We start from the raw sequence: 12139 nt of genomic DNA on the forward strand, positions 1-12139 counted from the left end.
AGCCGCAAGTGCGCAGGAAAAACGGCTACGAATAGCAGACCAAATCGCTATAATGTGCCACCTGATTTGGTCGTTTTCGATATTGGATAGTCAATTGAGTAATAAAATGCGTATTGGCGGCTCCCTTGAGCAGTCTCTGAACCAGGGCTACCGCCTTGATCTGAAAGGGGTCATCCAGGAGGGATGGCAACAGACCCGCCGTACCGGATTTGGCCTGCTGCTGGCGATTGTCGGGGTGACGGCGATCTGGATCCTGCTCAGCAATGTGCTGCTGTTGCCCTATCTGGGGGATGACAGCCAGATGAATGTGGCCATGGTGCTGAGTCTGCTGATGACGGTGGTGATGGCCCCCATGACCAGCTCCCTCGATATGCTTGGGTTGCAGCAGTCGGTCGGGGTGCGCGCCCGCGCCAACCAGGTGTTCGACTTCTTCCGCCACTTTGTACGCCTCGGCATGCTGAGCCTGCTTGGCAGTCTGCTCACCAGCCTGTTTGGCCCGCTATTCGATCTGCTGGGATTGCCCGCCGTACTCTCTTTCATTCCCTCGGCCCTGATCGGCATGGGGCTGCTCTTTACCGTACCTCTGGTGCTGGAGCGTGGCCTGACGCCGCCCCAAGCCATTCTGGTTTCTCTCAAGCTCTTTGCGCGCGGCTGGCCCAGCATTGTGCTGTTCCACGGCGTGATGACCGCGCTCTTCTTCTTGGCTCTGATCCCCATGGGGTTGGGGCTTATCTGGGTGGCACCGCTCTATTTCAACTGCAAGGGGATCCTCTATCGGGATCTCTGCGGGGTGGGGGTAGAGGTTAACGAGGTGACAGAAGGCCCCAACCATTTCAATGCATGATGCAAAAGGACGTTGAATGACCCGTCGATATGGAGTGACCAAGGCTGTGCGCCAGAGTCTGCTGGCCACGCTCTTGCTGCCAGGGCTGGCGCTGGCTGAGCCGGTGCTGGATCTGCAATACAGCACCTTCTACAGCCAGATGAAGACCTTTGCCAAAGGGGAGTTTGGTCACGCCAGACTGGGGTTTTATCTGACCGATCCGCAAAATGGTCAGCGCTGCGGCCTCACCTTTGCCCGGGTTGCAACCGACAGCAAGGAGGTCGCGGGCGAGGTAACGGTCGATAGCGAACTGCGCCTGCCTTTTGATGAGGATCTCAACCTCGACAAGGGGATCGTGACCGTCGGCTTGAAAGAAGAGCACGCCACTTGCGATATGACGGTACAGGTGATGGCCGACGCACCGAATGGCCCCGAACTGCCGCTGGCGGAGCTGGCGGCCCGTCAGCAGCAGATGCAGTCGCTGCTCGACAAGATGGCGGGCATGGTCGGCAAGCACTTCCTGCCGAAGATGGAAGGGGTACGCATTACCCTGGTGCAGCAGAGCGGCACTGCTTATCTGATTGATGGCGCCCGTCAGGAAGCGCTGCCCTGGCAGGAAGGCCACCTGCTGCTAAGCAATGAGCAACTGGCCGCGTTCGCTGCCGGGCAACTGCGCCTGCAGGGTGACGTGCTGCGACTGACCCCCTGGCTGCACAAGGACTGATGCCGATGGTGTTGTCACGTTGGTAACAGGCAGGTCAAGAAAGCAAAAAAGGAGCGATTATCGCTCCTTTTTTATTGTGTGGCGTTTGCCATGTGAGCGCGGCTTAGCGCACTTCAATCACATCCAGCATGTCCATCTCGTCGATATCCAGCAGCGGCGCCTTTGGCATATCGGGCGGATCAAAGGCCTTGTCGCCGCCATCGATGATGCCGGAGTCGCGGTTGATGCTCTTGAAGTCAAACAGCTTGTGGTCGAGCAGGTGGCTCGGGATCACGTCCTGAATGGCGGTGAACATGGTTTCGATACGACCGGGGAAGCGGCGATCCCAATCCTGCATCATCTGTTTGATGGCCTGACGCTGCAGGTTCTCCTGCGAGCCGCACAGGTTGCACGGAATGATGGGGAAGGCTTTGACGTCGGCGTAGCGGATCAGATCCTTCTCTTTGCAGTAGGCCAGCGGGCGGATCACCACGTTCTTGCCATCGTCGCTCACCAGCTTGGGCGGCATGGACTTGAGCTTGCCACCGTAGAACATGTTGAGGAACAGGGTCTCGAGGATGTCGTCGCGGTGGTGGCCAAGGGCAATCTTGGTGCAACCCAGCTCTTGGGCGGTGCGGTAGAGAATACCGCGGCGCAGCCGTGAGCAAAGAGAGCAGGTAGTTTTGCCTTCCGGTACCTTCTCCTTGACGATGGAGTAGGTATCCTCTTCAACAATCTTGTACTCGATGCCGAGGGAATCCAGATACTCGGGCAGCACATGCTCGGGGAAACCGGGCTGCTTCTGATCCAGGTTGACGGCAACCAGATCGAAATGGATGGGGGCGCTGGCTTTGAGGCTCATCAGTATGTCGAGCATACCGAAGCTGTCCTTGCCGCCTGAGAGGCAGACCATGACCTTGTCGCCCTCTTCAATCATGTTGAAGTCGGCAATGGCCTGACCCACGTTGCGCCGCAGGCGCTTCTGCAGTTTGTTAAAACTGTATTTTTCTTTGGCGTTCAGCTCTTCTAGCATGCTCGTAAAACCCGGGACACAAATAAGCGCGTTATTATAGCCATGTCCCGGGGGAGGGCAAGGTGCCAGGCACCTTATGATTGATTGCGACGACTGTCGACCGGGCAGCTGTAGTCCGCCGGTTTGAGGATCAGGATGTCGCAGGAGAGGCGGTCAATCACATGTTCGGCGGTATTGCCGAGCAAAGCTGCAGAAAGCCCGGTACGGCCGACGCAGCCCATGATCATCAGGGTCGCCTTGAGCTCTTCGGCCATATCCGGCAACACCTCTTCCGGTAGCCCCTCTGCAACCCGGGTCCAGAGATGACCGATACCGAACTTGTCGGCATGGCTTAGCAGCAGGCTTTCGTGGTGCTTGCGGATAGCTTCGTTGTAGGCGTTGGGATCAAACTCTGGCAGCTCGATGGCCACGTTGACCGGGGTGCCCGGGTAGGTGTTGACCAGATAGAGATTGGAGCCCAGCAGCTCGGCGATGTCGCTTCCCTCCTGGGTGATCCGTTCGTTGAGCAGTTTCTGATCCGGATCGTCACTTGAGCAGTTGATGGCGGCGATGATGTTGCCGCCCCGTTGCCAGTGACCCTCTTTGACCAGCAGCACCGGACAGGGGCATTTGCGCAGCAGGTGCCAGTCGGTGGGGGTAAAGATGAAGGTTTGCAGGAAGCTGTGATGGTGAGTGGCTTTGACCACCAGATCGTGGCGCTGCTCCAGCACCTCCTGAATGACACACTCGAAGGGACGATTGTGCCAGACCACTTTCACTTCGCACTCGATCCCCTGTGCCCGATAGGGGGTCAGGATCTCGTCCAGCCACTCACGTCGCTGTGAAATGACGCCGTCGCGCATCTCTTGCCGCTCGTCCACCGAGAGCATGGCGGTCATTTCATACGAGAAGTCATAGATGGTGAGCAGCAGGGTCAGATGGGCGTTTTCGTCCAGCTCGGCGACTTTGACTGCCCGTTCGAGGGCGATTTGGCGCTCCTCTTCTGGATTGATAACCACCAGAATATTCTGATATTTGACCATCTTCTCCTCCTTGGAAAAGTCCAATGACAGCAGAATCTTAGCCATTACAGCTTAGCGCAGGAGGAGGGTATGGGGAACGTACCGGATCACATTCCAGAGGAAAGGATCCGGCAGGGAAAGCAGGAAAAAAGTGAGAGGGTAAGCGGAAAAATCAGCCGCAGGGCGGGCGAGTTGCACCGGCCATCATGCCCAGCGCGACCTGATCCAGTACGGTAATGTATTTGCCTTTAACGCTGATGAGACCGGACTTCTGGAAACGGCCGAGCAGACGACTGATGGTCTCAACGGTCAGCCCCAGATAGTTGCCAATGTCACCACGGGTCATGGATAGACGGAACTCCTTGGCGGAGAAGCCGCGTTCGGAGAAGCGTACCGACAGATTGTGCAGGAAGGCGGCGAGGCGCTCTTCGGCATTCTTCTTGGAGAGCAGCAGGATCATCTCCTGATCGCCCATGATTTCGTTGCTCATCAGACGCATGATCTGCTGGCGCAGCTTGGGCATCTTGCCGGAGAGATCATCCAGCACTTCAAAGGGGATCTCGCACACCATGGCGGTTTCCAGCGCCTGGGCGAAGGAGGGGTGTGCTTGTTTGTGGATGGCATCAAAACCGACCAGATCGCCAGCGAGGTGGAACGCGGTGATCTGCTCATCCCCTTGCTCGGTGATGGTGTAAGACTTGATGGTCCCGGAACGGATGGCATAGAGCGATTTGAACTCATCGCCAGCCTTGAACAGCTCTTCACCCTTCTGGATCGGCTTCTTGCGCTCGATGATGCTGTCCAGCTGATCAAGCTCGTTGTCGTTCAGAGTGAAGGGAATACAGAGCTGACTGATGCTGCAATCCTGGCAATGAATTGCACAGCCACCGCTCTGGATACGTCTGCCAGGTTTCTTTTCCGGGATCATAGGCTCATACGAATAATTGATTTATATCAAACAAGTTTACCATCAACTCATCCGTTTTGGATAGGGTTTCAAAAGGAAGCAATGCCAATCCAGAAGGTATGTACCCCGAACAAAATGAGCAGCAGGGCACCGCCAAGGCGCAAACTGCGCAGAGTGAGCCAGTATCTCAGGCGATCGGCGAGCCCGCCCAACGCAAACAAGGTGGGCAGGGTGCCGAGACCAAAAAAGAGCATGATGAGCGCCCCGCCGCCGGCCGAACCCGCCGCCGCGCTCCAGGTCAGCATGGAGTAGACCAGCCCGCAGGGCAGCCAACCCCACACCATGCCAAAGGGCAGTGCCTGCACAGGTGAGGTGAAGGGGATAAATTTGCCCGCCAGCGGTTTGATACGGGGCCAAAGTCTGGCGCCGAGCCGCTCCAGCAGCAAGATCCCTTGCCACCAGCCCGCCAGATAAAGGCCAAGTGCAATCATCAATAGCGCAGCCACCAAGCGCAATCCGGCGATGGCGTGTTTGCCAGCCCCCAGCTCGCTGGTGGTGGCGAGCAGGCCGCCCACCAGTGCACCTGCAATCACATAGCTCAGGATCCGGCCGAGGTTGTAGTTGAGCAGATAGGCGAGTCGCCCCCAAAAATGCTGTTTGTTGGCGGGGATCGCCATGGAGAGCGCGGCAGAGACACCCCCGCACATGCCGATACAGTGGGCAGAGCCTGCCAGTCCGACCAGCAGGGCGCCGGCCAGGTCAAGGTTGTGGGTCATTGTCAGCAGGCTTTGCGGGTTTGTGGGTGGGTTGCTCTTCGTCAAACAGGATGTTGGAACCCTGCCGGTCGAGATCTTCAAACTGCTCGGAGCGAATGGCCCAGAAGAAGACGACCCCGGCGATGATCACAAATAGGATGGCGATGGGGATCAGGACAAAAATTATATTCATGGGAGGTACCTTGGCGTTCATCCTTGGCAAGCGTCCCCTATGGTAACTCTGTTCGGGCAGGGGGCCAGCCGCTATCAGTGAGAAATGTGGCCTGCATCGGAGGCAGGCCACATTTTCAGCTATTTTTCGCCACCGGTCTCATTGGTTGAGGCGCATGGAGTTGGTTACCACGATGAGTGAACTGAGCGACATGCCCGCCGCCGCCAGATAGGGGGGCAGCCAGCCGCAGGCCGCCAGCGGCAGCACCAGCAGGTTGTAACCGATGGACCAGGCGAAGTTCTCGATGATGATCTTGCGGGTACGCATTGCCAGCACTCTGGCCTCGAGCAGTCGGCTCAGGTCATCGGCCAGCAGGATGGCGTCGGCGCTGTTTTTCGCCAGATCGGTACCACCAGCCATGGCAAACGAGGCGTGCGCCCCGGCCAGTACCGGCGCGTCGTTGATGCCATCGCCCACCATGATGCTGATATCCCCTTGGGCTTCCCGGGTCTTGAGGTAGGACAGCTTGCCATCGGGCGAGACCCCCTTGACCAGCTCATCCACGCCCAGCTCGCGGGCAATCTCGTCTGCCTGCAAAGAGCTGTCGCCAGTCAGTACGGTAGTTTGCAGACCGGCTGCCTTGAATGCCGCGATCAGCGCCCTGGCATCGGGGCGCAGGGTATCTTCCAGATTGAAGCGAGCCAAGACCTGCTGCTCGTCAGCCAGATAGATAGCCAGACCGCGGCCGCGTTCTTGCGCCGGATCCAGCCCAAGCCAGCGGGCACTGCCGATGCGGTAGCGTACGCCATCCACCAGAGCTGTGATGCCGTGACCGATGACCGGGGTGATCTCGCGAACGGATGGCAACACGGCGATGCTGTCGGCGGGCAGTCGGAAGGCGCGGGCAATGGGGTGTTCGGATTGCGCCTCCATGGCCCGGGCGATGGCGAGGCAGTGCGCCTCGTCCATCTCTGCCAAGGTGGTGGTGCCGGTCAGACTGATCTCACCTGTGGTCAGGGTGCCAGTCTTGTCCATCACGATCCGGTTGGCCTTGGTCAGCACGTCCAGCACATGACCACGGCGCAGCAGAATGCCGTTGCGGGTCAGATTGGCGGTGGCCGAGGTCAGCGCCGTCGGGGTGGCCAGCGACAGGGCACAGGGGCAGGTGGCAACCAGCACGGCCAGGGTGACCCAGAACGCCTGATCCGGTTGATGGAAGTGCCAGAAGGTCCAGACCGCGGCGGCAATGATCAGCAGCACCAGAATAAAGTGGCGTGACAGCTGATCCGCCATCTGGGCGATGGCTGGTTTGTCATCGAGAGCATGATCCTGCAGCCGCATGATCTGGGCGATCCGAGACTCTTCAATACGGTGGCTGACCCGGATCTGCAGCGGGGCATCCGTGTTGATGGTGCCGGCATAGACCTGATCGCCGGGCTGTTTGAGCAGGGGCAGCTGTTCGCCGGTCAGCATGGATTCGTTGAGGCTGGCTTGCCCTTCGACAATGATGCCGTCCGCTGGCAAGGTTGCTCCGGCCAGCACCCGTACCCGATCGCCGACCTGCAAGGTCTTGGCCGCTACCTCATACTCCCCTTCATCATCAATGCGGGTCGCCATGATGGGCACCAGTCGCGCCAGGTTGGAGCTTGATTCCGACGCCTTGCGCCGGGCCCGCAACTCGAGAAAGCGCCCCAGCAGCAGGAAGAAGACGAACATGGTGATGGAGTCGTAATAGACCTCACCGGTATTGAACACAGTGGCCCACATGGAGGCGATAAAAGCCCCGATCAGCGCTAGCGACACCGACACATCCATCGACAGGTGACCCTGTTTCAGACTGCGCCAGGCACCCACATAAAAGGGCTGGGCCGAGTAGATCATGATGGGGGTGGAGAGCAGCAGGCTTATCCACTTGAAGTAGACCATGAACTCATCTTCAACACTGATGAAGAGGTCCATGTAGAGGGCCACGGCGCACATCATCACCTGCATTGAGCCAAGCCCTGCCAGTGCCAGCCGGAACATATAGCTGCGCACCTCTTTGGCGTAGAGCGCCTCCTGTTGATGGGTCTGGAACGGGTAGGCACGATAGCCGATTTGGGCGAACCCCTTGAGAATGTCACTCAGGGAGAGCTGGTCCGGATCCCACTTGATGCGGGCCCGGTGGGTGGTGGTGTTGACGTTGATGTAGCGCAGGCCGCCAAGGGTCATCAGGTGGCGTTCGATCAGCCAGGCACAGGCAGCGCAGGTGAGCCCTTCAACTGTCAGCTGGATTTCGCGAAGGGTACCGCTGTCGGTGACAAAATCCTGTTGTACTTCTGCCAGATCGTAGTGGGTGAGGGCGGCCAGCTCCTCGGGCACCAGATCGCCCTTGGTGCCGGGAGCGGTGCGGTGATCGTAGTAACTGGCGAGGCCGCACTCCATGATGGTTTCTGCCACCGCCTGACAACCGGGGCAGCACATGGGGCGAACAATCCCCTTTATCTCGAGGGAATAGCCACTATTGGCGGGTACCGGCTCGCCACAGTGAAAACAGGGGGTCATGCGTTATGCCTCCCTGAATGCAGAATGCAAGCAGCAGGAGCGCTGACGAGCACCGGCTCGCCACAGTGAGAACAGCCGGTCATGGCTTAGCGTCCTTTCGGGTCGAGTTCGACAGGGGCCAGGGTGGGCAGCTGGACGGTCTCTTGCAATCGCCACTCATGATCAAAGGCATCGACCCGAATGTGCCACTTGCCGACCAGCGGCTTGTCGAAATGGAGGCGATAGGTGCCGCTCGCATCGGCGGTGATCATGTGTTCGCTGTCCTGACCGGCCAAGGTCGGATGGAACAATGAGAGATAGAGAGCTTGCCCGGCAGGAATGTCACCGCTGATGGGTTTGAGGGTCAGCTCGTTGCCGTCAACCTCCAGCCCAAAGCGGATATTGAGTGCTTCGGAGCGGTCAAACTTGCTCAAGTCCTGATTGATCTCTTTCCCTTGTTTGTAATAGTCCTCGGCCACCAGATTGACCCCATCCTTGCTGGCGATGATGGCGGTGGCGATACTGCCGACCACGGCGGCAGTGGGGAGGGCGATGATAAACCAGGGCCAGAATTGGCGATACCACGGTTTGGATAGAGGTTGGGTCATGATTGCTACTGCCATGAAACGAATGATTAACGTGGAAGATGGTTTTTACGCAACACAAGATAACAAAAAGCCTCGAGGAGTCGAGGCTTTTTGCTGTGTAATCACGTGTTTATCACATGTTACAACGTTACGGGCGAACCTTATTTGGCAGACTGTTGATGAGACAGGCTGTAAACGTAGGAGGCCAGCAGGTGAACCTTGTCCTCACCCAGAATATCTTTCCAGGCTGGCATCACGCCGTGACGACCGTGGGTGATGGTTTGCACCACCACTTCGCGGGAGCCACCGTAGAGCCAGGTGTTGTTGGTCAGATCTGGCGCACCGACGGCAACACCGCCCTTGGCATCGGCCCCGTGGCAGGCAGCGCAGATGGCAAAGCGTGCTTCACCTTTCTTCGCTTCCACCAGGTCGACCTTGCGACCGGAGAGGCTAAGCACATAGGAGGCCACTTCCTGAACGCCATCTTTGCCGAGGATTTCACCCCAGGCAGCCATGATCCCCTGGCGACCGCCCATGATGGTGGTCTTGATTTGATCAGGCTGGCCGCCCCATTGCCATTCGCTGTCGGTCAGGTTCGGGAAGCCGCGGCCACCACGGGCATCGGAGCCGTGGCACTGGGAGCAGTTCTGCAGGAACAGACGCTGACCCACTTTCAGGGCTTCCGGATCCTTGGCGATCTCGGTGATGGCACGATAGGTTTTGCCATCCGCTTCGTAGGTGAGTTCACGGAACTTGGCGCCGTAGATCTCGTCAGCCTTGGCGACCTCGCGGTCATACTCCACCGCGCGACCTTCGGCCTTTGCCGATTCTGTTGCAGCCTTGGACTCGGCCAGCGAGCGCACGTTCTGGTTGGAACTTTGCCAGCCCAGCAGGCCTTTGAAGTTGCCAAGCCCCGGGAAGGCGATCAGATAGACCAGACCGGTGACGATGAAGAAGAGGAACATGTAAGTCCACCACTTCGGCAGCGGGTTGTTGATCTCCTCGATGCCATCGAAGGAGTGACCCATCGATTTACCTTCTTCAACACCCATCTTGTCCTTGCGGCACCACATCAGTAGCAAGAAGCAGCCGAGGATGGTTCCCAGACTGATGACAGTCACAAAAATGCTAAACAGAGTGCTCATTATTGTTTCGCTCCTGCGTTCTTTTTATCAGCACCGGGTTGCTCATCATCGGCAAAAACCAGATTGGCAGCCTCGTCGAAAGAGGTCTTGCGGCGTTTGCTGTAGGCCCAGACGATGATGCCAATCATGATGGCCATCAACAGCAGGGTATACAGACCGCGAAATGTGCCGTAGTCCATTTTCGCCTCCTTATTTCAGGGCATGACCCAGTGATTGCAGATAGGCCACCAGCGCATCCAGCTCGGTTTTGCCCTTGACGGCTTCGCCAGCACCCTGAATATCAGCGTCGGTATAGGGCACACCGAAGTGATCGCGGAACAGCGCCAGCTTCTTGGCCGTCATCTCACCGGTCAGCACATTGGTATCAAGCCAGGGGTAGGCGGGCATGTTGGATTCCGGTACCACATCGCGCGGGTTGATCAGGTGAACCTTGTGCCACTCGTCGGAGTAGCGGCCACCGACACGGGCCAAGTCCGGACCAGTACGCTTGGAGCCCCACAGGAAGGGGTGCTCCCAGACGCTCTCACCGGCGACCGAGTAGTGACCGTAACGCTCGGTTTCGGCACGGAACGGACGGATCATCTGGCTGTGGCAGTTGGTGCAGCCTTCGCGAATGAAGATGTCGCGTCCTTCCATCTGCAGAGCGGTGTAGGGCTTGAGGCCCTCCACCGGCTCGGTGGTTTGCTTTTGGAAGAACAGCGGAGTGATTTCAACCAGGCCCCCCAGACTGATGGCGAAGATGATGCCGACCACCAGCATGGGAACGCTTTTTTCAAATATTTCGTGACGGTTATTGTTGCTCATGGGTTGACCTCTTCAATCATGCTGGCTGGGCGACAGGTTCCAGAGAACCTTTGGGCGCAGTGATGGTGCGATAGGCGTTGTAAGCCATCAGCAACATGCCGGTGACGAAGAAGCAGCCACCCAGGAAGCGCACGAAATAGAAGGGATAGGATGCCTGCAACGCTTCAACGAAGCTGTAGGTCAGGGTGCCGTCTTCGTTGACTGCACGCCACATCAGGCCCTGCATCACGCCGGAAATCCACATGGCAACGATGTAGAGCACGGTGCCCACGGTCGCCAGCCAGAAGTGAACGTTGATCAGCTTGACGCTGTACATCCTGCCCTGGCCGAACAAGTTCGGGATCAGGTGATAGACAGCACCGATGGAGACCATGGCAACCCAGCCCAGCGCACCGGAGTGAACGTGACCAACGGTCCAGTCGGTGTAGTGGGAGAGGGCGTTGACGGTTTTGATCGCCATCATCGGGCCTTCGAAGGTCGACATGCCGTAGAAAGAGAGGGAGACGATCAGGAAGCGCAGGATGGGGTCATAACGCAGTTTGTGCCAGGCACCGGAGAGGGTCATGATGCCGTTGATCATGCCGCCCCAGGAGGGTACGAACAGGATCAGGGACATCACCATGCCCAGCGACTGAGCCCAGTCAGGCAGTGCGGTGTAGTGCAGGTGGTGCGGACCGGCCCAGATATAGAGGGAGATCAGCGCCCAGAAGTGGACGATGGAGAGGCGATAGGAGTAAACCGGACGACCCGCCTGCTTGGGCACGAAGTAGTACATCATCCCCAGGAAGCCGGCGGTCAGCAGGAAGCCTACCGCGTTGTGGCCATACCACCACTGCACCATGGCGTCCATGGCGCCGGAGTACATGGAGTAGGACTTCATGCCGGAGAGGGGCACTTCCATGTTGTTGACAATGTGCAGCACCGCAACGGTGATAATGAAGGCGCCGAAGAACCAGTTCGCCACATAGATGTGGGAGGTGGTGCGTTTCATCAGGGTGCCGAAGAAGACGATGGCATAGGCGACCCATACCACAGTGATGGCGATATCAATCGGCCACTCCAGCTCGGCATACTCTTTGGCGGAGGTGTAACCCAGCGGCAGAGAGATGGCGGCAGAGAGGATGATTGCTTGCCAGCCCCAGAAGACGAAGGTTGCCAGCGGGCCACCAAACAGTCTGGTTTGACAGGTGCGCTGCACCACGTAGAAGGAGGTGGCCATCAGTGCACTGACGCCGAAGGCGAAGATCACTGCGTTGGTATGGAGGGGCCGCAGACGACTGTAAGTCAGCCACGGGGTCTCGAAGTTGAGGGCAGGCCAGATCAACTGGGCTGCGATCAGTACGCCAACCGACATGCCGACAATTCCCCAGACAATCGTCATGACGGTAAACTGGCGAACAACGGTGTAGTTGTACTCAGGATGGTTAGTTGTATGGCTCATCGTTATATTCCGCTTCCGATGCTGCTGTTGTTTGGTTTTGTATCCGGAGAACCGGACTGGCTTCATCAGCCACCGCCGACCAGTTGTTAACATCTGTTAACGAAAGGAAAAGCAAAAGATGGCTAAATGAAAACTGCATGGGAATGATACTGAAGTGACAGGTAAAATAACAGTATAAACAGTGATATATTTGGCTCCGTCCGGTCTCGATATGGCAGTTTTTTACCTTGTTCGAGATCACAAAA

The 12139-nt window shown here is 57.9% G+C and carries 13 protein-coding genes; 2 read left to right on the forward strand and 11 right to left on the reverse strand.

Translation table 11 applies throughout. The annotated features are described in order from the left end of the window. Positions 1 to 106 precede the first annotated feature (106 nt). Together G5287_RS05540 and G5287_RS05545 are read left to right on the forward strand one after the other, a co-directional pair. On the forward strand, positions 107 to 844 hold the full coding sequence (locus G5287_RS05540) for a hypothetical protein (RefSeq protein WP_005351939.1): 738 nt from the start codon (positions 107 to 109) through the stop codon (positions 842 to 844). 16 nt (positions 845 to 860) lie between these two features. Next, a complete protein-coding gene (locus G5287_RS05545; RefSeq protein WP_421230992.1) occupies positions 861 to 1547 on the forward strand; it encodes a DUF2987 domain-containing protein in 687 nt (228 codons plus the stop codon). A 103-nt stretch (positions 1548 to 1650) separates the two neighbouring features. Here the strand turns inward: G5287_RS05545 and ttcA are convergent, their stop codons facing one another. From ttcA to ccoN, 11 genes are all read right to left on the reverse strand, one after another. Beyond that, complete coding sequence (gene ttcA / locus G5287_RS05550) at positions 1651 to 2559, reverse strand: tRNA 2-thiocytidine(32) synthetase TtcA (RefSeq protein ID WP_421172914.1); 909 nt, start codon at positions 2557 to 2559, stop codon at positions 1651 to 1653. 74 nt (positions 2560 to 2633) lie between these two features. Next, the gene (gene uspE / locus G5287_RS05555; RefSeq protein WP_005345417.1) at positions 2634 to 3581 is read right to left on the reverse strand and encodes a universal stress protein UspE; all 948 of its coding nucleotides are present in this window, start codon (positions 3579 to 3581) and stop codon (positions 2634 to 2636) included. Positions 3582 to 3732: 151 nt separating this feature from the next. Continuing rightward, positions 3733 to 4488, reverse strand: a complete 756-nt coding sequence (locus G5287_RS05560) for an FNR family transcription factor (RefSeq protein ID WP_005336632.1) — start codon at positions 4486 to 4488, stop codon at positions 3733 to 3735. Positions 4489 to 4556: 68 nt separating this feature from the next. Then, complete coding sequence (locus G5287_RS05565; protein ID WP_108613359.1) at positions 4557 to 5243, reverse strand: sulfite exporter TauE/SafE family protein; 687 nt, start codon at positions 5241 to 5243, stop codon at positions 4557 to 4559. Then, positions 5227 to 5415 (reverse strand): cbb3-type cytochrome oxidase assembly protein CcoS, encoded by a 189-nt coding sequence (gene ccoS, locus G5287_RS05570; RefSeq protein ID WP_033138318.1) that lies wholly within the window; start codon positions 5413 to 5415, stop codon positions 5227 to 5229. The genes G5287_RS05565 and ccoS overlap by 17 nt, the downstream gene beginning before the upstream one ends. Before the next feature lie 138 nt (positions 5416 to 5553). Continuing rightward, entirely contained in the window at positions 5554 to 7938 is a 2385-nt protein-coding gene (locus G5287_RS05575; RefSeq protein ID WP_421230993.1) for a heavy metal translocating P-type ATPase, read from the reverse strand. 86 nt (positions 7939 to 8024) lie between these two features. Further along, a complete protein-coding gene (locus tag G5287_RS05580) occupies positions 8025 to 8525 on the reverse strand; it encodes a FixH family protein (protein WP_043820362.1) in 501 nt (166 codons plus the stop codon). 140 nt (positions 8526 to 8665) lie between these two features. Continuing rightward, complete coding sequence (ccoP, locus tag G5287_RS05585; RefSeq protein ID WP_421204902.1) at positions 8666 to 9649, reverse strand: cytochrome-c oxidase, cbb3-type subunit III; 984 nt, start codon at positions 9647 to 9649, stop codon at positions 8666 to 8668. Continuing rightward, positions 9649 to 9828 carry a CcoQ/FixQ family Cbb3-type cytochrome c oxidase assembly chaperone gene (locus tag G5287_RS05590; protein WP_005336620.1) on the reverse strand — a complete coding sequence of 60 codons (180 nt, stop codon included), beginning with the start codon at positions 9826 to 9828 and terminating at the stop codon, positions 9649 to 9651. The genes ccoP and G5287_RS05590 overlap by 1 nt, the downstream gene beginning before the upstream one ends. Before the next feature lie 10 nt (positions 9829 to 9838). Then, on the reverse strand, positions 9839 to 10453 hold the full coding sequence (gene ccoO / locus G5287_RS05595) for a cytochrome-c oxidase, cbb3-type subunit II (protein WP_005336618.1): 615 nt from the start codon (positions 10451 to 10453) through the stop codon (positions 9839 to 9841). Positions 10454 to 10469: 16 nt separating this feature from the next. After that, complete coding sequence (gene ccoN, locus G5287_RS05600; protein WP_005336616.1) at positions 10470 to 11894, reverse strand: cytochrome-c oxidase, cbb3-type subunit I; 1425 nt, start codon at positions 11892 to 11894, stop codon at positions 10470 to 10472. Positions 11895 to 12139: the final 245 nt, after the last annotated feature.

The organism is Aeromonas sp. 603079 (assembly GCF_049172135.1).
In the GTDB taxonomy this organism is placed as follows: Bacteria; Pseudomonadota; Gammaproteobacteria; order Enterobacterales; family Aeromonadaceae; genus Aeromonas; species Aeromonas veronii.

Excerpts from the sequence above, each read along its gene's own strand:
- G5287_RS05540 (WP_005351939.1), top strand. The coding sequence starts at position 107 with ATGCGTATTGGCGGCTCCCTTGAGCAGTCTCTGAACCAGGGCTACCGC.
- G5287_RS05545 (WP_421230992.1), top strand. The coding sequence starts at position 861 with ATGACCCGTCGATATGGAGTGACCAAGGCTGTGCGCCAGAGTCTGCTG.
- ttcA (WP_421172914.1), bottom strand. The coding sequence starts at position 2,559 with ATGCTAGAAGAGCTGAACGCCAAAGAAAAATACAGTTTTAACAAACTG.
- uspE (WP_005345417.1), bottom strand. The coding sequence starts at position 3,581 with ATGGTCAAATATCAGAATATTCTGGTGGTTATCAATCCAGAAGAGGAG.
- G5287_RS05560 (WP_005336632.1), bottom strand. The coding sequence starts at position 4,488 with ATGATCCCGGAAAAGAAACCTGGCAGACGTATCCAGAGCGGTGGCTGT.
- G5287_RS05565 (WP_108613359.1), bottom strand. The coding sequence starts at position 5,243 with ATGACCCACAACCTTGACCTGGCCGGCGCCCTGCTGGTCGGACTGGCA.
- ccoS (WP_033138318.1), bottom strand. The coding sequence starts at position 5,415 with ATGAATATAATTTTTGTCCTGATCCCCATCGCCATCCTATTTGTGATC.
- G5287_RS05575 (WP_421230993.1), bottom strand. The coding sequence starts at position 7,938 with ATGACCCCCTGTTTTCACTGTGGCGAGCCGGTACCCGCCAATAGTGGC.
- G5287_RS05580 (WP_043820362.1), bottom strand. The coding sequence starts at position 8,525 with ATGACCCAACCTCTATCCAAACCGTGGTATCGCCAATTCTGGCCCTGG.
- ccoP (WP_421204902.1), bottom strand. The coding sequence starts at position 9,649 with ATGAGCACTCTGTTTAGCATTTTTGTGACTGTCATCAGTCTGGGAACC.
- G5287_RS05590 (WP_005336620.1), bottom strand. The coding sequence starts at position 9,828 with ATGGACTACGGCACATTTCGCGGTCTGTATACCCTGCTGTTGATGGCC.
- ccoO (WP_005336618.1), bottom strand. The coding sequence starts at position 10,453 with ATGAGCAACAATAACCGTCACGAAATATTTGAAAAAAGCGTTCCCATG.
- ccoN (WP_005336616.1), bottom strand. The coding sequence starts at position 11,894 with ATGAGCCATACAACTAACCATCCTGAGTACAACTACACCGTTGTTCGC.